The organism is Paraburkholderia sp. RHO2 (assembly GCF_050955445.1).
Classification (GTDB): domain Bacteria; phylum Actinomycetota; class Actinomycetes; order Mycobacteriales; family Mycobacteriaceae; genus Prescottella; species Prescottella agglutinans_A.
The window spans coordinates 484,019-503,797 of record NZ_CP162617.1; the positions used below are offsets into that span (position 1 = coordinate 484,019).

Genomic DNA, 19,779 nt, shown 5'->3' on the forward strand with positions numbered 1-19,779 from the left:
GCTACGGAACTCAGTGCGCCCGGTTGACCGCCGAGACGACGGCGCGCAGCGACGCGGTGGTGATGGAGGTGGCGATGCCGACGCCCCACACGACCTTGCTGGTGCCGTCGGGCAGGGTCACCGCGCACTCGACGTACGCCGCGGCCTGCGCGTCGTCACCGGCGGACATCGCGTGCTCGGAGTAGTCGAGGACGCGGACGTCGAAGCCGACGGTGCCCAGCGCGTCGACGAACGCGGCCAGCGGGCCGTTGCCGGAACCGGAGATCTCCTGCTCGGCGCCGCTGACCTTGACCACCGCGGTGATCGAGTCGACGCCGCCGTCCTCCTCGGACGCCGTCACCTTCTGGCGAATGCGCTCGAGCGGATTGACCGGGGCCAGGTATTCCTCGGAGAAGACGTCCCAGATCTCCTTCGGGGAGACCTCGCCGCCCTCGCCGTCGGTGATCTTCTGGACGGCCTGCGAGAACTCGATCTGCAGGCGGCGCGGCAGCTGCAGGCCGTGGTCGGCCTTCATGATGTACGCGACGCCGCCCTTGCCGGACTGCGAGTTCACGCGGATGACGGCCTCGTAGGTGCGGCCCACATCCTTGGGATCGATCGGCAGGTACGGAACCTCCCACACGATGTCGTCGACGTCGGCGTTCTGCGCGTCCGCAGCAGCCTTCATCGCGTCCAGGCCCTTGTTGATCGCGTCCTGGTGGCTGCCCGAGAACGCGGTGTAGACCAGGTCGCCGCCGTACGGGTGGCGCTCGTGGACCGGCAGCTGGTTGCAGTACTCGACGGTGCGACGGATCTCGTCGATGTTCGAGAAGTCGATCTGCGGGTCGACCCCGCGGGTGAACATGTTCAGACCCAGCGTCACCAGGCACACGTTGCCGGTGCGCTCACCGTTGCCGAACAGGCAGCCCTCGATGCGGTCGGCACCGGCCTGGTAGCCCAGCTCGGCGGCCGCGACACCGGTGCCGCGGTCGTTGTGCGGGTGCAGCGACAGGATGATGCTCTCGCGCTGTGCCAGGTTGCGGTGCATCCACTCGATCGAGTCGGCGTACACGTTGGGCGTCGCCATCTCGACGGTGGCCGGCAGGTTGATGATCACCCGATTGTCGGGGGTGGCGCCCAGGGTCTCGACGACCGCGTCGCACACCTCCTTGGCGTACGACAGTTCGGTGCCGGTGTACGACTCCGGCGAGTACTCCCAGCGCCAGTTGGTTTCCGGGTGGTTCTTCGCCTCTTCCAGGACCAGCTCGGCGGCGTCGGTGGCGATCTTCTTGATCGCGTCCTTGTCGGCCCGGAACACGACCCGACGCTGCAGGATCGACGTCGAGTTGTAGAAGTGCACGATGACGTTCTTCGCGCCGTCGCAGGCCTCGAAAGTGCGCTTGATCAGCTCGGGGCGCGACTGCGTCAGCACCTGGATGGTGACGTCGTCCGGAATGGCGTTGTCCTCGATGATCTCGCGGACGAAGTCGAAGTCGGTCTGGCTCGCGGACGGGAAGCCGACCTCGATCTCCTTGTAACCCATCCGCACCAGCAGCTCGAACATGCGGCGCTTGCGGGCCGGGCTCATCGGGTCGATCAGGGCCTGGTTGCCGTCACGCAGATCCACGGCGCACCACTGCGGGGCCCGGTCGATGACCTTGTCGGGCCAGGTGCGATCCGGCAGCGACACCGTCTCCACTTCCTCACCGAACGAGCGGTAGCGGAAGGTCGGCATCGACGAGTTCTTCTGGGTGTTCCAGGCCGGCTGGTCGGCGGGCGCCGGCTTGGACGGCGGCGTGATGGTGCGCGATCCGGAAGTGAAGGCGTCAGCGGGGGACATGGGAATCGATCTCCAGGTTCGAGTGTGGACTGTAAGAGCCCGACAGCTGAGGCGACCGGCGCACGAGAGAGACCCGCGACGGGAGGCCAGTCTGGATCAGACCCCGCCGCGGCACCCAAGAAGGAGCGCGCGCTGCATAGAAGGCACTGTACCCCTGTGCCCCGATAGCACGTGCGGAGTGGGGAGCAATTTCACACTCGAGGTGGGTGCGTCGTGGTCGACTGTGTCACATGAACACACAGCTCGAAGCCGCGCAGAAGTACGTGGCTGCCCTCCTCAGCCACGACGGCGAATCCGTCCCGTACGCACCCGACGCGGTGCGCTACGAGGTCGGACTGAAAACCGGATTTTCGGGGAACCATTTGCGCCGCAGCCTGTCACGAGGTCCACAGTTCCGCGTGATTCGAGCGATTCGCGAGGAGCAGTACCGGGTCGATGGCGACGAGGTGATCGCCGACTACTTGATCGACGCCGGCCTGTTCGGTCGCACGCTGGCCACCGCGCACGTCCACGAGACGTTCCGCATCCCGGCGGACGACCCGCGCATCCACCGGATCGACGCCAAGATCCGGCTCGTCGGCAGAAACAACCTCATCCGTCGGGAGTGAGGACGAGGCCGACACGGCTGCGCACACTGCACGTATGGCGGGTGTGGTCGGTGCCGTGCGGAGATGGGTTCGCTCACGACTCCCGGAGCGGAGGTCGTTCAAGAACGACCTGATCGCGGGCATTCCGGGGGCGATCAGCAGCGTCCCCGACGGGATGGCATGCGGCGTCCTCGCCGGTGTCAACCCGGTCCATGGCCTGTACGCGAGCTTCGCGGGTCCCCTCTTCGGTGGGTTGCAGACGAGCACCAAACTGATGGTGATCACCACTACCAGCGCCGCCGCTCTGGCGGCCGGATCGGCGGTCGCCGACCTCCCGGCGGAGGAGCGATCGGGCGCGGTGGTGCTGTTGACGCTGATCGCGGGTCTGGTCATGGTCGCGGCAGCGCTGCTGCGCCTGGGCCGCTACACGCGTTTCGTGTCGCACTCGGTGATGACCGGCTTCCTGACGGGGATCGCGGCGAACATCGTCTTCGGCCAGGTGCCGGATCTGGTCGGGAGCGATGCGAGCGGGTCGATCGCGGCGGCGAAGTTCTTCGACGTGATCTCCAACCCGTCGGGCATCGACTGGCGTGCGCTGGTCACGGGGGCCACGGCGCTGCTCCTCCTGGTGGTCCTCGCCCGCACCCGACTGGCGTTGTTCAGTTCGCTGCTGGCGCTCCTGGTCCCCAGCGTGATGGTGATCGCGCTCGGGTGGGACAGCGTCGATCGGGTCTCGGACGTCGGGGCGATTCCGACCGGGCTGCCGCTGCCCGTGCTGCCCGACTTCGGCGCGTTCTCGTTCGAACTGCTCGGTGGAGCGCTCGCGGTCGCGGTGATCGTGTTGGTCCAGGGCGCCGGCGTGGCCGAGTCCGCGCCCAACAGGGACGGCGGCCGCTCGGACGCGAACACCGACTTCTCGGCGCAGGGCGTCGGGAACATCGGCGCGGCCCTGTTCGGGGGCATGCCCGTGGGCGGCTCGGTGGGCCAGACCGCACTCAACGCGACCGCGGGGGCCCGTGGCAGGTGGGGTGCGGTGTGGTCGGGCGTCTGGATGCTGGTGATCCTCGTCGTCTTCTCCGGCCTCGTCGGCAAGGTGCCGATGCCGACGTTGGCCGCGGTGCTGATCTTCGCGGCCGTCGGCTCCATCCGGCCCGGCGTGATCCGGGTGATCCTGCGGACCGGACCGAGCTCGCAGATCGCGCTCGTGACGACTTTCGTTGCGACGCTGCTTCTTCCCGTCGCCGCAGCGGTGGGTATCGGTGTCGCCCTGTCGCTGCTGCTGCAGCTCAACCAGGAGGCGATGGACCTGTCGGTGGTCGAACTGGTCCCGGGTGACGGCGGCACGCTGCGGGAGCAACTCGCCCCGCGGACCCTCGCGGACGGGCAGATCGTCGTCCTCGACGTCTACGGCAGCCTCTTCTATGCGGGCGCCCGGACCCTCCAGGCGCGTCTGCCCGATCCGTCCGGTGCGGTGAATCCGGAAGTGATCCTGCGACTTCGGGGCCGTACCACGTTCGGGGCGACGTTCCTCTCGGTCCTGCGTGACTACGCGAAGCGGCTGGACGCGGCGGGTGGGCGACTGTATTTGAGCGGCATCAGCGAGTCGGTGGCTCACGCCTGGGACGACGATCGGTTGGCCGAACAAGGCCTTGCGCTGGAGATGTTCTCGGCGACCGACACGGTCGGGGAATCGACACGGCGAGCGTTCGACGCCGCCGAGCGCCGGCTGGTGCGGGCCACCGAGCGGGCCGACGGCTGAACCGTTCTCAGTCCGGCAGCCGACGCATCTCGACGATCGTGATGCCCAGGGCATCGAAACGGGCCAGCATGCCCCGCAGTTCGGTGGGATTGCGCACCGGGCCGTAGAGCGTGGTGTGCGCGTGCGCCGTCTCCGATACCTGCAGTTCCGGGAAAGCGGCGAGTGCACGCTCGGACAGTTCACCACCGACCAGGAAGGCGTAGCGCACGGTTGCCGGCCAGCCCGAGTCGGAAGTGGCCATGACGCCTCCTCTGTTCATTGCTTTCCGGTCCCTCGAGGATGCCTCGACCGCGGGGCCCGCACCTCACCCGTCGATGGTGAATCCGAGCATTCAGATCAGCCCGTGGTCGTGCGCGGCGGACACGGCGTCGCGTCGGGTGGTGACGCCGAGCTTGCGGTAGATGCCGCGTAGGTGCGTCTTGACCGTGTTGACCGACACGCACAGGTCGGAGGCGATCTCCTCCGCCGTCCGCCACGTGGGAAGCTCCGCGAGCAGTTCGAGTTCGCGACGGGTGAGTTGCTCGGCTGTGGTGATGGTCGCCTTCGGGAAGGACGCCCACACCAGGTCGGCGAAGGAGTCGCGCGCCCCGAAGCGACCACGACTGGCGGACAACAATTCCCGGGCTGCCGGGGCCATGTCGTGGAATGGGCGCAGGACGCCCTCGGGTTCGGCCAGCCGGAGGGCCTCGACGAGCGCGTCGTGGGCACGCGAGTCGTGGCCGCGGCGCCGCGCCACCTCGGCCTCGACGAGCCATGCCGTGACCATATTGGTGGCCGCCGCACACGGCAGCTCACCGTCGAGGACGGGGCGCAGCGCCGTCCGTGCCCGCTCGAGCTGGTTGGCGCACAGGTGCAGGATCGCTTCGAGCAGTGCGACGTCACCGGTGTGCCCGAGCGACTTGGAGACGACACCGAACAGTTCCCGAGCCCACGTCGTTTCCCCGATGTGCAGGTAGGCGAACTGGATCGACGGCAGGCACGCCGCGAGCGATCCGGGAGGCAGGGGCGTCGCCCGCCCGGTGAGCGTGGCCGTGTGCACAGCCGCGACCGCGGTCCGACGGTCTTCCGCGAGATCGACCCCGAACAGTGCCCTCGCGACGGCACTCTCGCGGGCCAGGTAGTTGTCGGCGTCGTGCACTCGTACCGTGGACGCGAGTTCGGCGGCCTGGGCGGTGTTGTTGCGCAGGTAGTTGCACGCCGCTTCGAGCAGCGTCGCCCGACGTGTGTCCGTGGACGGGTGCGGGTCGGCGTCCGCGGTCATGCAGCGGCTCCGGGCGGCCAGCGCCTGCGCTTCGCCGAGCTGAGCCCGGGACAGCGCCACGACGCCGAGTGCCGCCGCGGCCTGTGCCTCGAGCCGCGTCGCCTCGATTTCCCGCGCGTGTGCGCGCGCTCGCCGCAGGTCGTGCTCTGCCGCGCCGAGACGGCCGAGGTACAACTGTCCGCGACCACGCTGGAGGGCCGTGAACGAGTCCAGAAACGGATCGCCGGACGGCCCCGGATCGACGGCGCGTGAGCTGTCGAGGGCGTCGGCGATGTCCCCGGTGTGGATGGACACCTGCACACGTAGTGCCTGCTCGAACCGTGTCGCGTTGGCCGATGCGCCGCCCTCGACCGAGCCGACGGAATCGAGCAACGACGCGGCCAGCGTCGCGTTGTCGGACTGCTGCAGATGGGCCGCGGCCCGCACGAGTCCGGCGATCGCCCGATCCCGGATCGAGCGAGGCGCCTGGGCGATCAGTCGCTCGACGGACTCCCCGTGACCGTCGAGGACCAGTGCCAGGCCCGATTCGTCGAGTACCGACTCGACATCGGAGACGTCCCCGGCGGTGATGCCGTGCTCGAGCGACAGCAACGCGTCGCCGAACTCGGCGTACCAGCGGGCCGCGACGTGTTCGAGTTCGACGACTGCCCGCCGCCCGAGTCGGCTGATCTCGGCACGAAGGTAGCTGCGTAGCAGCGGGTGGTAGCGGAACTGCGTGGGCGCGCCGTCGATCCGGCTGATGAGGAAGTTCCGGTGCTCGAGTTGATCGATGATCGCGTGGGCGTCGGCGCATCCCGTGAGTTCCTCGGCCAGCGCCGCCGTGAACGAAGACGGCACCGACGTCTTGACCAGGAACTGCCGGATCTCTTCGCTCTGACCGGCGAGGACCTGCTCGATCAGGTAGTCGGCGACTGCGCGGCGGCATCCGGTGAAGTTCTCGATCAGGGATGTCGGGTCCGGATGCCCGGCCAGTGACATGCCGGCGAGTCGGATGCCGGCCGCCCAGCCCTCGGTGCGTTCCATCAGCGCCGACAGATCGGCGGGCGCGAGCGAGACATCGTGCTCGCCGAGCATGATCGATGCCTCCTCGGCTGTAAAGGCGAGATCCGCAAAGGTCACGTCCGTGACACGACCCTCGAGACGAAGCTTCTGGAAGGCGAGTGGCGGTTCGAAGCGTCCGCACACGATGACCCGAAGGTGTTGTGATGGGGCCCTGAGGAGTTCCTCCAGATCGGCCAGCGCATCCGGGTCGTGCAACAAGTGGGCGTCGTCCAGTACGAGCCACACGGTCTCATCGAGTTCGAGCAGCGCCTGTACTACAGGAAGTCGTTGTTCAGCAGTGGGTTTCGAGACATTTCGACACATTCGCTCGATCTCCGGATGGCCGGTGCTCTCGAGTGCGCGAACGAGCTCCGCATGGAGATCGGAAGATCCGTCGTCGTTGTCGACGATGGTCGTCCACGCGACCACCGGCCGCTCGGGTCTCTCGCGTGCGCGGTGTGCCCAGTCTGCGAGAAATGTCGTCTTGCCCGAACCTGCTGGTGCGCATACCAGTACGACGGACATGGAGCTCTCCGGGCCGGTGAGGGCATCATCGAGTGTGCCGAGCAAACGCGCCCGCGACACCACACGATCACTGCGGAACACCGGAATCTCGGCGCTCGCAGCGTAGTAACCCCCGTCTTGCGTGATCGACACCCGACATGCCTCCCCACATAACGAGTTCCGGACCGGATGGACCGGACGAACCGCCTGCAGCGGGGGAAGCTTAACCCGCGCAGGCGGTTCGCGCCGTGCGAATACCGATCAGTCTCTCGACATTGCAGCCGCAAGGTGACCTTCGATGTCGATGTATGCGTCGTCGGCGACGTCGAATACGACCTTCCGGATCTCGCCGCCCCGGAACTCGAATCGCGGCTCGGGATACGCGCTCGACACCGGATCCGCGCTGTCGTAGCCGATGCACAGGCCCCCTCCACAGAGGGAGAAGTGGCCCAGCACAGTGCGGATCTTCTGCTCGCCCACCTGCTTGTCGTCGATGTAGAGCTTGAGCGGGCCCACGCCCTCGCGGTTGGGTCCCGTGCTCTCCTTGACGAACTCGACGCCGATGATGTGCCTGCCGGACGTCGGTACCGGCGCCGAGATGCGGTCCTCCGGCGGAATGCCCAGGAAGTTGTAGGCGTACGTGACGACACCGTCCTTGACGAACAGCGAGTGGCCGCCGAATCGTGAACCGTGCGCGAAGATCACGCCCTGCGAATCGGGCGTGAGCTCGACCTCGGCGAGGATCTTGTACGAGACGCCGTGCACGTTGGCCGCGGAGCGTTCCGGCACCTCGCTCGTGCCCGGGTAGTAGATGTACTGGCCGCTCGGCGGCACCGGCTGGTGGAACTCCATCCCGATGAAGGTCTCGAAGTCCTTCGGATTTCCGATGACCTGCAGATCGTTCAGCGGCAGTACATTGTTCGCCTTCGCCTCCGCCATCCACAGCGCCTTCAGCTCCTCGAGCTTGTCCGGGTGCTCGGCGGCCAGATTGTGGGCCTCCGCGCGGTCGACGTCGGCGTGGAACAGTTCCCACTCGTCCTGATCGAAGTTGCCGCGGCCCGAGACCGGGCCGTGCACCGAGACGGCCTTCCATCCCTTGTGCCACAGGCCGCGCTGGCCGAACATCTCGTAGTACTGCGTCTCCTTGGCCGTGGGACCGTCGGCCGGCGCGTCGAACGAGTACGTCATCGACACACCCGACAGCGGTGTCTGCTCGACACCGTTGTAGGTGTCGGGGAACGCTACCCCGCACGCCTCGAGGATCGTCGGCACGATGTCCGTCGAGTGGTGGTATTGGTGTCGCACTTCGCCGCGAGCCCTCATGCCGGCCGGCCAGTGGATGACCAACGGATCGCACACGCCGCCCTGGTACGTGTAGCGCTTGAACATCTTGTACGGCGTGGAGAACGCCGCCGCCCAGCCGGTGGGGTAGTGGTTGTAGGTGTCGGGGCTGCCGAGCTTGTCGACCAGCCTCAGGTTGTCGGCCTCGTCGTCGGGATACCCGCCGAAGATCTTGCCCTCGTTCACCGAGCCGTTGGGGCTGCCCTCGCCGGACGCGCCGTTGTCGGCGCAGTAGATGATCAGCGTGTTGTCGAGCTGACCGGACTCCTCCAGGTAGTCGACGATCCTCCCCACCTGGGCGTCGGTGTACTCCGAGAAGCCGGCGTACACCTCGGCCATGCGGCTGAACATGCGCTTCTCTTCGTCGTTCAACTCGTTCCACGGTCGCACCTCGTCCGTGGGCGAGAACGTGCCGTCGGGCATCGGGTTCAGCGGTGTCAGATCGGTGTCCCCGGGCAGGATTCCGCGTTCGATCATCCGGGCGAGGACCCATTCGCGGTACGCCTCGTAGCCGTCGTCGAACATGCCCTTGTACTTGTCGATGTACTCCTGCGGGGCGTGGTGCGGGGCGTGGTTCGCGCCCGGGCAGAACCACAGGTACCAGGGCTTCTCCGGCTCCGTCTGCTTGACGTCGCGGATCATCTTGAGCGCCTGGTCCGCCAGGTCCTTGGACAGGTGATAGCCCTCCTCCGGCGTGTACGGCTGCTCGACGTAGTGGTTGTCCTCGGCGAGCGAGGGGTACCAGTTGTTGGTTTCGCCACCGATGAAGCCGTAGAAGCGGTCGTAGCCCTGCGCGAGCGGCCAGTTCTTCTTCGACGCGCCGGCCGTCCACTCGTCGATCGGCACGTTGTGGTTCTTACCCACCCAGAACGTCGACCAGCCCGCGTCACGGAGCAGGTTTGCCATCGTGACGTTCGACGGCGGGATGTGCGAGTTGTAGCCGGGGAACCCCGTGGACGACTCCGAGATCGACGCGAAGCCGTTGAGATGGTGGTTGCGTCCCGTCAGGAAGGTGGAGCGGGTGGGCGAACACAGTGCGGTGGTGTGCCACTGCGTGTACGTGAGCCCGTTCTCGGCGAGCCGGTCCATCGTCGGCATATTGATCCGGCCCCCGTAGGGGGACCAGGCGGCCATTCCGGTGTCGTCGTAGAGGACCACCAACACGTTGGGTGCGCCCTCGGGTGCCTTGTCCGCCAGGAACGCGCTCCAATCCGACGTCGAGTCCCGGACGTCCAGATTGATGACACCCTTGAATTCCTTGCTCCCGGTCATGAATTATCTCCTCCGACATCGAGATCCAAGTCCGGGCACCGGCGTCCGCGGACGTGTGGGCAGTCTCATCGTGGCCCGCGACACCGATACCCGGCCTCACCCGCAGCGTGTGAGTCCGAATCACCCCGTGGATGACAGACTCGACGGCGTCATCGAGCGTGAGGACCGACGGGAACGTCGGTGCGATGAGGGGAGAGGCGAATTGGTCGACGTGCGTACTCGATTCGTCGGATGGATGCCGTTCGGATCCTTGCGTGGGTACCAGTGGTCGTGGCTGCGGCCCGACGTGATCGCGGGGCTCACGGTCTGGGCGGTTCTCGTTCCGGAGGCCCTCGCGTACGCGTCCATCGCGGGCGTCACTCCGGTGGTCGGACTGTACGCCGCGGTGCCCGCGCTCGTGCTGTACGCGGCGGCGGGAAGTTCACGGCACCTCGTGATGGGTCCCATGTCGGCCACGGCGGCGCTGTCCGCGGCCATCATCTCGCCCATCGCGGGCGCCGACAACGGTCAGTACCTCGCCTTGTCGGCGGTTCTCGCGATCATGACCGGCGTCGTCGGTCTGGTCGCCGGTCTCTGCCGACTCGGGTTCGTGGCGACGTTCATCTCCGAACCGGTGCTCAAGGGGTTCATCGTCGGTCTCGCCCTGACCATCATCGTGGGCCAGGTGCCCAAGCTGTTCGGCATCGAGAAGTCGGACGGGGACTTCTTCGAACAGGCGTGGGGTGTGATCCGGAACCTGGGCGACACACAGTGGCGCCCGTTCGTCATAGGTGCCATCAGCCTGATCGCGGTGCTCGGGCTCAAACGGTGGCTGCCGCTGGTCCCCGGCTCTCTGGTGGCGGTCCTGTTCGGAATCGCGGCGGTGGGCCTGTTCTCGCTCGACGAACACGGGGTCGACATCGTGGGCCACATCGACTCCGGGCTGCCGTCGCTCGGGCTTCCCGACGGGGTCAGCTGGCGTGACTACTACGACCTGGCCGGACCCGCGGTCGGCGTACTCCTGATCGGATTCGCGGAGGGCCTCGGTGCGGCGAAGACGTACGCAGCCAAGGCCGGATACGAGGTGGATGCCAATCGCGAACTCGCCGGACTCGGGGCCGCGAACCTCGGCGCCGGACTGTGCTCGGGCATGGTGGTGAACGGCAGCCTCTCCAAAACTGCGGTGAACGGAGGGGCGGGGGCCAAGTCGCAGGTCAGTGGGCTCGTGGTAGCGGTGCTGACCATCCTGACGTTGCTGTTCCTCACCGGGCTGTTCGAGAAACTGCCGGAAGCGACCCTCGCCGCCGTGGTGATCGCCGCGGTGATCGAACTCGTCGACATTGACGCGCTGCGCCGGCTGTACCGGGTGTGGACCGCCCGCCTCGGGAGCATCTACGGGCCCGCTGCGCGCGCCGACTTCGCGGCCGCGATCGCCGCCATGATGGGCGTCCTCCTGTTCGACACGCTGCCCGGTCTCGTCATCGGCATCGGGGTGTCGATGCTGTTGCTGCTCTACCGGTCCTCGCGTCCGCACGTCGCCGAGCTGGCGCGCCAGGGGAACCTGTGGGTGGACGTCGAGCGGCACCCTGACCTGGCGACCCGGCCGGACACGATCGTGGTGCGGGTCGAGGCCGGCCTGTTCTTCGCGAACGCGGACTTCGTCAAGGAACGCATCGAGAAGCTGTGCACCGACGAGACCCGGGTCGTCGTGCTCGACGCCGAGACGTCGCCGTTCATCGACGTGAGCGCGGCCGAGATGCTGGTCCAGCTACGGGACGGTCTGGCGCGGAGGAACGTCGAGCTGCGGATCGCCCGCGACATCGGACAGTTCCGAGACACCTTCCGGCAGGCGTCCGAAGGCGGTCGGCCCGTCGCGGTGTACGCCTCTGTGACGCAGGCGATCTCGGATACCGACAAGGCTCGGTGACGTCGGGTTCTCGCGTTCGACCGGCTTCACCCGGCGAGGGTGATCCAGCGCTCATGCGCGGCTGATTTGCTCGGCGGTACCCGATTCGATGGAGGAGTGATGGTGCGCAGCGAAGGGCAGTCGACGGCTGTTTTCGCGCCGACGCTCGTCGGTTACCGGATGCCTTGGCTGCGTGCCGATCTGGTCGCCGGACTCAGTGCCGGTGCCGTCGTGATCCCGCAGGCCATGGCCTACGCGTCGATCGCGGACATGCCGGTGCAGATCGGTCTGTACACGTGCATGGTGCCGATGATCGTGTATGCGCTGCTGGGCGGTTCGCGCACCGTGAGCGTCAGCACCACGTCGACGATCGCGACGCTCACGGCATCGACGTTGATCGGCGCTGGCATCGCCGCCGGATCGGAGGACGCACAGACGTCGCTGATGACATTGACCCTCATGGTCGGCGTGATCCTGGTTGTCGCGCGGATTCTCCGACTGGGCGCGATCATCGAGAACATCAGCGATGCAACGATGTCCGGCATCAAGGCGGGTGTCGGTCTGACCGTGGCGGCCAGTCAGCTGCCGAAGCTGCTCGGGGTGCCGGGTGATCCGGACGCGACGGGGTTCGTAGACGTTCTCGGTGGCGTGCTCGGCCAACTGGGCGATGCGAACGGCGCGACCGTCGCGTTGTCGGCGGCATCCATCGCAGCCCTCGTTGTGATGAGCCGGTTCGTGCCACGGGTTCCCGGACCGCTCGTCGTGGTCGCCGTCGGCATCGCGTTGATCGCGTTCACGGGGCTGCGTGACCGGGGCGTCGAGCTGATCACGGAGGTGCCACGCGGGATCCCGCTGCCCGGGATCCCGTCCCTGCACGACGTCGGTGGGCTGCTGCCCGGCGCCCTGGCGATCTCGGTGATGGCGTTCCTCGAGACCGTCGCGGTCGCGCGAGGCGTCCGCCGCCCGGAGGAACCGCAGATCGACAGCGACCGCGAGCTTCTCGCGAACGGGGTGGCGTCGATGGCGGGATCGTTCTTCCACACGTTGCCGCCAGCCGGGGGTTTCTCCCAGACGGCGGTCTCGCTACGGGCCGGGGCGCGTACCCAGTTGAGCGGGATCGTGACCGCGTTCCTTGCGGTGCTGGTGGCGCTGTTCCTCGCGCCGGTCCTGAGTGATCTACCCCAGGCGACGCTCGGCGCGATGGTGGTGGTCGCGACGCTCGGACTGGTCGACCTCGGGGCGTTCGTGAGGTACTGGCAGGTGAACCGGATGGAGTTCTGGATCGCATCCGCGACGGCGCTGATCGGACTGACGGCCGGGCTGCTGCCGGCCGTCCTGGCCGGTGTGCTGTTGACGCTGTATCTCGTTCTGCACGAACTCAACCGACCGCACGTCTTGCAGCTGACCCGCAACGTCGAGGGAGGCTGGCGGGCATTGGAGCCGGACGCGCCGCCCGTCGCGTCGGATCCACTGGTGTTGCGGGTCGATTCGGGTCTGTACACGGCCAACGTCCGTGCCAACACCCGCGAGATCAGCCGGCGGGTGTTGGAGATGCGGCCGTCGACGCTGGTCCTCGACTGCTCGCGAATCTCGCAGGTGACGACGACGGTGATGCGCAACCTCCTGGACCTGGACAGGGAGCTGTCCGACGCCGGTACCGAGGTGTTCTACGCCGCGCTGCCTCGCACGAACCTCGCGACCGTGCGCCGAACCGCACTCGGTCGCGAACTCGATTCCGCAGGAAGGGTTTTCGCAAGCGTCGAGGACGCGGTCCGAGCGATCGTCGTCCGTCCGAGATCGACCGACTCCGCGGAGAGGTGACGAAATGGGAGAGCTGATCCTGCAGCTGCTGCCGGAGCTGGCAGGCATGGCGGTGACACCTGCGGCGATCGCGGGCTGCGTGCTGTTGCTGCAGACCAAGCGGGCGCTCGCCAACGCGTTCGCCTTCTTCACGGCGTTCATGATCGCCTACACCGCGATCGGCATCGCGGCGCTGCTCGGCGGCGCGACGCACGACACCCGGTCCGGCACCGCCGCCCACTGCGCGGGCCTGGCGGTGGGGCTGGTCTTCGTCGCCTTCGGCGTGGCACAGCTGGTCCGCAGGCGGGTGCCGTCGGACACCGGCCCCGAATGGATGCAGCAACTCTCGAACGCGAAGCCACGGGGTGCGTTCATCATGGGTGCCGCGCTGTCGATCGTGAACCCTAATCTGGCGATCATGATGTCCGGAATGACCATCATCGCCGCGTCCGACATCTCGGTGGGGGCGGCGGTGTTCGGGACGGTGCTGCTGCTCCTGGCCGCGGCGCTCGACTTCCTGGTGCCGATCGGAATCTTCCTGGCGTTCGGGGACCGGGCGAAGGACATCCTCGCGTCGTTCAAGGACTGGATGATCACCTACGAGCGACCACTCACGCTTTCTGTCTTCTTCGGCTTCGGTGCGCTGTTCGTGATCCGGAACGTGGTCGCGCTCGTCTGACCCTCACGCCCGGATGGTGCGCCGGTGCTCGGCGAACACGAAGGTCTCGTAGGAGATCAGAACCAGCAGCACCGCGGTGAGGAGTCCCAGCGTGGCCAGCGCCGGCAGCTGCCACGCGAGTGGGATCAGAGCGAGCAGTACCACGATGGTCACCGTGCGCGGCACGCTGAACGCGCCGGCACCGGACATCTTGAAGTAGACGAGCGCCGCGAGGTACAGCGCCGCGCCACCGAACAGCGCGACCAGCGGCCAGCCCTGCAGGGGATCGGTCAGCCGGTGTTCGTTGCCGTCGCCGACGTAGTAGAGGATCTTCTTCAACCCCAGCGAGACCATCACGATTCCGAGCACCATCGGCAGGTGCGCGTAGCTGTAGCAGCGCTGGGCGATCCGGATGCGGCGCCGACCCCGCGACTCCTCGAAGGCCTGCTCCACCATGAGCGACGTGACGTCGAAGTACGCCCACCACAGCAGCGACGACACCGCGAGCCCGAGCAGCGACGCGACGATGATCGCCCACGTGGTCGGCAGGCTCGCGACGCCGATGCCGATCGATGCGATGGACTCGCCCAGCGCGATGATCACGAACGAACTGTGCCGCTCCGCGAAGTGGCTCACCGACCGCAGTCGCCAGTCGAGTCCGCCGATCAGCGTGCCCAGGTAGTCGCCGGCGAGCGCCAGGAACCACATCACCGTCTGCCACGGTCCGGTCAGCTGCGATGCGATCAACAGGAATGTCGTGCCGGTGAGCATCGACGGCACGAACCGCATCACCTGTCCGCGCAACTGCGGGTCTTCCCGGCTGATCACCAGGAAGATCAGGATGTGCAGCGCGCGCACCACGAAGTAGCCGACGGCGAACACGAGCGGGGAATCGAGGCCGCCCGGCAGGTCGTCGAACGCCTCCGGGATGGTCAGTGCGATGACGAACACCGTGGACATCGCCGCCAGCATCACCACCCGCAGCACACCCTCGTCGGCGCGCACGAGGTTGGCCACCCACGAGTAGCACACCCAGCACCACCACAGCACGGCCATCAGCAGCACACCGTGCAACAGGTTGACGCTGCTGGGATCGTGGCCCCACAGTTCGGTGACCCGCGTGAGCGCGAAGACGAACACCAGGTCGAAGAACAGCTCGAGTGGTGAAACCGACGCCCGTTCCTCGGTGGGGCGGGTGGTCAGACGGCGCGTGACGTTCACCGTGCAGATGCTGCCACCGACGGAGCAACACCGCGCCCCTATCCGTTGGTCAGGACGGAATGCACTCCCGGCGACGCACCTCGGTAAGCTCGACAGCTGGACTTGCATCAATCCATCTATCCGGAGGTACACACGCGTGGCTCTCGTCGTCCAGAAGTACGGGGGATCCTCGGTCGCGAGCGCCGAGCGCATCCGACGCGTCGCTGAACGGATCGTCGAGACCAAGAAGGCGGGCAATGACGTCGTCGTGGTCGTCTCGGCGATGGGCGACACCACCGACGAGCTGCTCGACCTCGCGCAGCAGGTGTGCCCGGTGCCGCCGGCCCGCGAGATGGACATGCTGCTCACGTCCGGTGAGCGCATCTCGAACGCGCTCGTCGCGATGGCGATCCACTCGCTCGGCGCCGAGGCCCGGTCGTTCACCGGCTCACAGGCCGGCGTCATCACCACCGGCAGCCACGGCAATGCCAAGATCATCGACGTCACCCCGGGCCGCGTTCGCACCGCGCTCGACGAGGGGTCGATCGTCCTGGTCGCCGGCTTCCAGGGCGTGAGCCAGGACAGCAAGGACGTCACCACACTCGGCCGTGGCGGTTCCGACACCACCGCCGTCGCGCTCGCCGCGGCGCTGAAGGCCGACGTGTGCGAGATCTACACCGACGTCGACGGTGTCTTCACCGCCGACCCGCGCATCGTGCCCGACGCGCAGCGTCTGGACACCGTCTCCTTCGAGGAGATGCTGGAGATGGCGGCCTGCGGCGCCAAGGTGCTCATGCTGCGCTGCGTCGAGTACGCCCGCCGCTACAACGTGCCCGTGCACGTCCGCTCGTCATACACGACCAAGCCCGGCACGATCGTGTCCGGATCGATGGAGGACATCCCCGTGGAAGAAGCCCTGATCACCGGCGTTGCGCACGACCGTGGCGAGGCCAAGGTCACCGTCGTCGGCCTGCCCGACACGCCGGGCCACGCCGCCAAGGTGTTCCGTGCCGTCGCCGAGGCCGAGATCAACATCGACATGGTGCTGCAGAACATCTCCAAGGTCGAGACCGGCAAGACCGACATCACCTTCACGCTGCCCAAGGCCGACGGCCCGCGCGCGGTGGAGAAGCTGACGGCCCTGCAGTCGGAGATCGACTTCACGCAGATCCTGTTCGACGACCTCATCGGCAAGGTGTCGCTCGTCGGCGCCGGCATGAAGAGCCACCCGGGTGTCACGGCCAAGTTCTGCGAGGCGCTCGCCGACGCCGGCGTCAACATCGACCTGATCTCGACGTCGGAGATCCGCATCTCGGTGCTGGTCAAGGACACCGATCTGGACGACGCCGTGCGCGCGATCCATGCAGCTTTCGAACTCGGCGGCGAGGAAGAGGCCGTCGTTCACGCAGGAACGGGACGGTAGTAGAGCTATGACCACCATCGCTGTCGTCGGTGCCACCGGCCAGGTCGGCATCGTCATGCGCACCCTGCTCGAGGAGCGCAACTTCCCCGCCGACAAGGTGCGGTTCTTCGCGTCCGCGCGTTCGGCCGGCAAGAAGCTGCCGTTCCGCGGTGAGGAGATCGTCGTCGAGGACGTCGCCGCGACGTCCGATGAATCCCTGAAGGGCATCGACATCGCGCTGTTCTCGGCCGGCGCGACGCTGTCGCGTGCGCAGGCCCCGCGCTTCGCCGCGGCCGGTGCGATCGTCGTCGACAACTCGTCGGCGTGGCGCAAGGATCCCGAGGTGCCCCTCGTCGTGAGCGAGGTGAACCCAGAGGAGACCAAGAACCCGCCGAAGGGCATCATCGCCAACCCGAACTGCACCACGATGGCCGCGATGCCGGTCCTCAAGGTGCTGCACGACGAGGCGGGCCTGCAGCGGCTGATCGTCAGCAGCTACCAGGCGGTCTCGGGCAGCGGCATCGCCGGTGTCGAGGAGCTCGTCGGCCAGGTGCGCGCCGTCGCCGACGACGCCGAGAAGCTGGTGCACTCCGGTGCGGCCGCCGACTTCCCGGCGCCGAACAAGTACGTCGCCCCCATCGCGTTCAACGTGGTGCCGCTCGCCGGTGCGCTCGTCGACGACGGCAGCGGCGAGACCGACGAGGACCAGAAGCTCCGCAACGAGAGCCGCAAGATCCTGGGCCTGCCGGACCTGCTGGTGTCGGGCACGTGCGTGCGCGTCCCGGTCGTCACCGGTCACTCGCTCGCGATCAACGCAGAGTTCGAGCGTCCGCTGTCGGTGGAGCGTGCCAAGGAACTGCTCGCCGACGCCCCCGGCGTCGAGCTGGTGGACGTGCCGAACCCGCTCGCGGCCGCCGGCGGCGACGTGTCCCTCGTCGGCCGGATCCGTCAGGATCCGGGTGCCCCCGAGGGCCGCGGACTGGCGCTGTTCATCTCGGGCGACAACCTGCGTAAGGGTGCGGCGCTCAACACCATCCAGATCGCCGAGCTGCTCGTCTAGCTCCCGCTCTCCCCGCGTGCGCGGTCACGTCGGCCTTCGGGTCGGGTGGCCGCGCACGCGTCGTTTTCGGTGAGTGGTGAGTGCTGTTGCGGGCGAAGGTGGTCGACCGTAGCTTCACTGGTGTGACGGCGAACATGGAAGACGGTGCCGACTGGCAGCCTCTGCTGAATCGCTTGGCCGAGCGGAAGGCGGCCGCCCGCGCGATGGGTGGTGCGGAGAAGGTCGCGCGCTATCGGGCGCAGGGCCGGCTGGACGCTCGCGCCCGCGTCGCCAGCCTGCTGGACCCGGAGTCGTTCGTCGAACTGGGGCCGCTGGCAGGCGATCCGGCGGTGCCGTCGGATGCGTTCGTTGCCGGGTCCGGGACGATCGACGGACGCCCCGTCGTGGTCGGCGCCGAGGACTTCACCGTCGCGGGCGGCTCGATCGGTACCGCGGCCGCGTCGAAGCGGGCCCGGTCGGCCCAGCTGGCGCTGCGGAACCGGGTGCCGCTCGTGATGATGCTCGAGGGCGCCGGGCACCGCGCCACCAACGCGTTGGAGCGAAACCGTCCGGCGCCCAACGATCTTCAGGCGATGGCCGACCTGTCGGGGCGGGTCCCCACCGTCGCGATCGTGACCGGGCCGTCGGCGGGGCACGGCGCCCTCGCCGCGCCGCTCTCGGACTTCGTGATCATGGTCGACGGGCACGGCGCGCTGTTCACCGCCGGCCCGCCGCTCGTCGCGGCGTCCACGGGTGAGCAGATCGACAAGCAGACGCTCGGCGGACCACAGGTCGCGATCGACATCGCCGGTGTCGCACACAATCTCGCAGACTCGGACGAGGCCGCGCTGGCGCTGGCCCGCCGCTACCTGTCGTACTTCCCCGGCAGCGCGTGGCAGCGCCCGCCGTGGGTCGGTCCCGACGGCGGGAACCACGACGTGGGGGAGCGGGCCCTGCCGGAGTTGCTGGACCTGATCCCGGTGAACCAGAAACGCCCCTACGACATGCGGGTGATGCTGGGCGCGCTGGCCGACTCCGGCACTGTCACCGAGATCCAGCCGACCTACGGGACGTCGATCATCACCGCGCTGGTGCGGATCGGCGGACACTCCGTCGCCGTCGTCGCGAACCAGCCGACGGTGATGGCGGGCGCCGTGACAGTGGCGGCCGCCGACAAGGCCGCGGCATTCCTCCAGCTCGCCGGTGCCTTCCACCTTCCCGTGCTGTTCCTCGCGGACAACCCGGGGGTGATGGCGGGCAGCGAATCCGAGAAGGCGGGCATCCTCAAGGCCAGTGCCCGCATGTTCGCCGCCCAGCACCGGCTGCGGACACCGAAGTTCCATGTGACGGTGCGCAAGGCGTTCGGGTTCGGCAGTTCGGTGATGGGTGCGAATCCCTACGACAACCAGACGCTGACGCTCGCCTTCCCCGCGGTCACGCTCGGCGGCATCCCCGCGGACGTCGGCGGGCGCACCGCCAAGGAGGACGACGAGACCCGACGCGCCCTGGTCGAGAACGAGGCGTCCGGGCCGTGGGCGTTGGCGCAGACGCTCGTCTACGACGACGTCATCGACCCGCGGGAGCTGCGGAACATCCTGATCCGCGGGCTGAACGCGAGCGCGCGGGACGACGTCGTCGAACCTGTTGCGCACCAAGGCTATCTGCGCTGAGGTTCGAGGGAGGCCGCGACGCCGACATCCACGGCGTCCGCGGCCGCCGAACATCACGGGGCGGTGGTGCGCGCGGTGCCGGCCACGCCGGACAGCAGGGTCACGATGGCGATCCCGACGACGAGGTAGATCAGCGAACTGCCGATCTTCGAGTCGGTGTCCGCGTAGACGGTGAACGGCCACAACGCCACGACGACCGTCGCGAGGATGCCGATCCAGCCGAAGAACGACGTCGCCCGGGGCGTGGAGATCATGAGCAGATGCAGCAGTGCGGTCGCGAGCAGCGCCGCGATGATCGCGTAGCCGGCGATCGTGGTCACCTGCGATTCCCCGAAGGTGGTGTCGGGGGTGATGACCGGGATGTCCAGCAGGCCGCGGACGACCAGGATTCCCACCACGGCGGCGAGGGCCGCGACCAGCGCGGTGGCCACGCCACCCGACCACAGTCGTTTCGCGTCCACCGCGGGTGCGGCCGGTGGGCCGGGGGGATACGCGCTCATCGAGTGCTCCTTTCGGGTGCCGAGCGGGAACCTGTCCTGCC

Annotated in this window: 14 protein-coding genes; 8 read left to right on the top strand and 6 right to left on the bottom strand. The window is 67.8% G+C overall.

Going from position 1 to position 19,779, the window contains the following annotated elements; genetic code table 11:
* Positions 1 to 10: 10 nt before the first annotated feature.
* Positions 11 to 1,714 (bottom strand): 2-isopropylmalate synthase, encoded by a 1,704-nt coding sequence (leuA, locus tag ABTV10_RS02200; RefSeq protein WP_499035116.1) that lies wholly within the window; start codon positions 1,712 to 1,714, stop codon positions 11 to 13.
* A gap of 335 nt (positions 1,715 to 2,049) precedes the next feature.
* On the opposite strand from leuA, the gene ABTV10_RS02205 reads away from it, so the two are divergent.
* Positions 2,050 to 2,427, top strand: coding sequence for a DUF8021 domain-containing protein (locus tag ABTV10_RS02205; RefSeq protein WP_433609423.1), 378 nt, complete (start codon positions 2,050 to 2,052; stop codon positions 2,425 to 2,427).
* A gap of 34 nt (positions 2,428 to 2,461) precedes the next feature.
* On the top strand, positions 2,462 to 4,165 hold the full coding sequence (locus tag ABTV10_RS02210; RefSeq protein WP_499032228.1) for a SulP family inorganic anion transporter: 1,704 nt from the start codon (positions 2,462 to 2,464) through the stop codon (positions 4,163 to 4,165).
* A gap of 7 nt (positions 4,166 to 4,172) precedes the next feature.
* On the opposite strand, the gene ABTV10_RS02215 is transcribed toward ABTV10_RS02210, so the two are convergent.
* The 3 genes from ABTV10_RS02215 to ABTV10_RS02225 form a co-directional block, all read right to left on the bottom strand.
* Positions 4,173 to 4,406: a DUF8691 family protein gene (locus ABTV10_RS02215; protein ID WP_499032230.1), complete on the bottom strand. Its 234-nt coding sequence runs from the start codon at positions 4,404 to 4,406 to the stop codon at positions 4,173 to 4,175.
* Positions 4,407 to 4,496: 90 nt separating this feature from the next.
* Complete coding sequence (locus ABTV10_RS02220; RefSeq protein WP_499032231.1) at positions 4,497 to 7,124, bottom strand: winged helix-turn-helix domain-containing protein; 2,628 nt, start codon at positions 7,122 to 7,124, stop codon at positions 4,497 to 4,499.
* A 108-nt stretch (positions 7,125 to 7,232) separates the two neighbouring features.
* Positions 7,233 to 9,584: an arylsulfatase gene (locus tag ABTV10_RS02225; protein ID WP_499032233.1), complete on the bottom strand. Its 2,352-nt coding sequence runs from the start codon at positions 9,582 to 9,584 to the stop codon at positions 7,233 to 7,235.
* A gap of 211 nt (positions 9,585 to 9,795) precedes the next feature.
* On the opposite strand from ABTV10_RS02225, the gene ABTV10_RS02230 reads away from it, so the two are divergent.
* From ABTV10_RS02230 to ABTV10_RS02240, 3 genes are all read left to right on the top strand, one after another.
* Positions 9,796 to 11,490 carry a SulP family inorganic anion transporter gene (locus ABTV10_RS02230; RefSeq protein WP_499032235.1) on the top strand — a complete coding sequence of 565 codons (1,695 nt, stop codon included), beginning with the start codon at positions 9,796 to 9,798 and terminating at the stop codon, positions 11,488 to 11,490.
* Positions 11,491 to 11,589: 99 nt separating this feature from the next.
* A complete protein-coding gene (locus ABTV10_RS02235; RefSeq protein WP_499032236.1) occupies positions 11,590 to 13,290 on the top strand; it encodes a SulP family inorganic anion transporter in 1,701 nt (566 codons plus the stop codon).
* Between the two features lie 4 nt (positions 13,291 to 13,294).
* Positions 13,295 to 13,948, top strand: coding sequence for a GAP family protein (locus ABTV10_RS02240; protein ID WP_499032237.1), 654 nt, complete (start codon positions 13,295 to 13,297; stop codon positions 13,946 to 13,948).
* Positions 13,949 to 13,951: 3 nt separating this feature from the next.
* On the opposite strand, the gene ABTV10_RS02245 is transcribed toward ABTV10_RS02240, so the two are convergent.
* Entirely contained in the window at positions 13,952 to 15,148 is a 1,197-nt protein-coding gene (locus tag ABTV10_RS02245; RefSeq protein ID WP_499032238.1) for a low temperature requirement protein A, read from the bottom strand.
* A 136-nt stretch (positions 15,149 to 15,284) separates the two neighbouring features.
* Between ABTV10_RS02245 and ABTV10_RS02250 the strand changes: the two genes are divergently transcribed.
* From ABTV10_RS02250 to ABTV10_RS02260, 3 genes are all read left to right on the top strand, one after another.
* Entirely contained in the window at positions 15,285 to 16,550 is a 1,266-nt protein-coding gene (locus tag ABTV10_RS02250; RefSeq protein ID WP_433609434.1) for an aspartate kinase, read from the top strand.
* Between the two features lie 7 nt (positions 16,551 to 16,557).
* The gene (locus ABTV10_RS02255; protein WP_499032239.1) at positions 16,558 to 17,589 is read left to right on the top strand and encodes an aspartate-semialdehyde dehydrogenase; all 1,032 of its coding nucleotides are present in this window, start codon (positions 16,558 to 16,560) and stop codon (positions 17,587 to 17,589) included.
* A gap of 122 nt (positions 17,590 to 17,711) precedes the next feature.
* A complete protein-coding gene (locus ABTV10_RS02260) occupies positions 17,712 to 19,238 on the top strand; it encodes an acyl-CoA carboxylase subunit beta (RefSeq protein ID WP_499032240.1) in 1,527 nt (508 codons plus the stop codon).
* 53 nt (positions 19,239 to 19,291) lie between these two features.
* On the opposite strand, the gene ABTV10_RS02265 is transcribed toward ABTV10_RS02260, so the two are convergent.
* Entirely contained in the window at positions 19,292 to 19,738 is a 447-nt protein-coding gene (locus ABTV10_RS02265) for a DUF6069 family protein (RefSeq protein ID WP_499032241.1), read from the bottom strand.
* Positions 19,739 to 19,779 lie beyond the last annotated feature (41 nt).

Bases quoted from the DNA above. Each gene is read 5' to 3' on its own strand.
- ABTV10_RS02225 (WP_499032233.1), bottom strand. From the start codon at position 9,584: ATGACCGGGAGCAAGGAATTCAAGGGTGTCATCAATCTGGACGTCCGG.
- ABTV10_RS02240 (WP_499032237.1), top strand. From the start codon at position 13,295: ATGGGAGAGCTGATCCTGCAGCTGCTGCCGGAGCTGGCAGGCATGGCG.
- leuA (WP_499035116.1), bottom strand. From the start codon at position 1,714: ATGCCGACCTTCCGCTACCGCTCGTTCGGTGAGGAAGTGGAGACGGTG.
- ABTV10_RS02255 (WP_499032239.1), top strand. From the start codon at position 16,558: ATGACCACCATCGCTGTCGTCGGTGCCACCGGCCAGGTCGGCATCGTC.
- ABTV10_RS02215 (WP_499032230.1), bottom strand. From the start codon at position 4,406: ATGGCCACTTCCGACTCGGGCTGGCCGGCAACCGTGCGCTACGCCTTC.
- ABTV10_RS02235 (WP_499032236.1), top strand. From the start codon at position 11,590: ATGGTGCGCAGCGAAGGGCAGTCGACGGCTGTTTTCGCGCCGACGCTC.
- ABTV10_RS02265 (WP_499032241.1), bottom strand. From the start codon at position 19,738: ATGAGCGCGTATCCCCCCGGCCCACCGGCCGCACCCGCGGTGGACGCG.
- ABTV10_RS02205 (WP_433609423.1), top strand. From the start codon at position 2,050: ATGAACACACAGCTCGAAGCCGCGCAGAAGTACGTGGCTGCCCTCCTC.
- ABTV10_RS02210 (WP_499032228.1), top strand. From the start codon at position 2,462: ATGGCGGGTGTGGTCGGTGCCGTGCGGAGATGGGTTCGCTCACGACTC.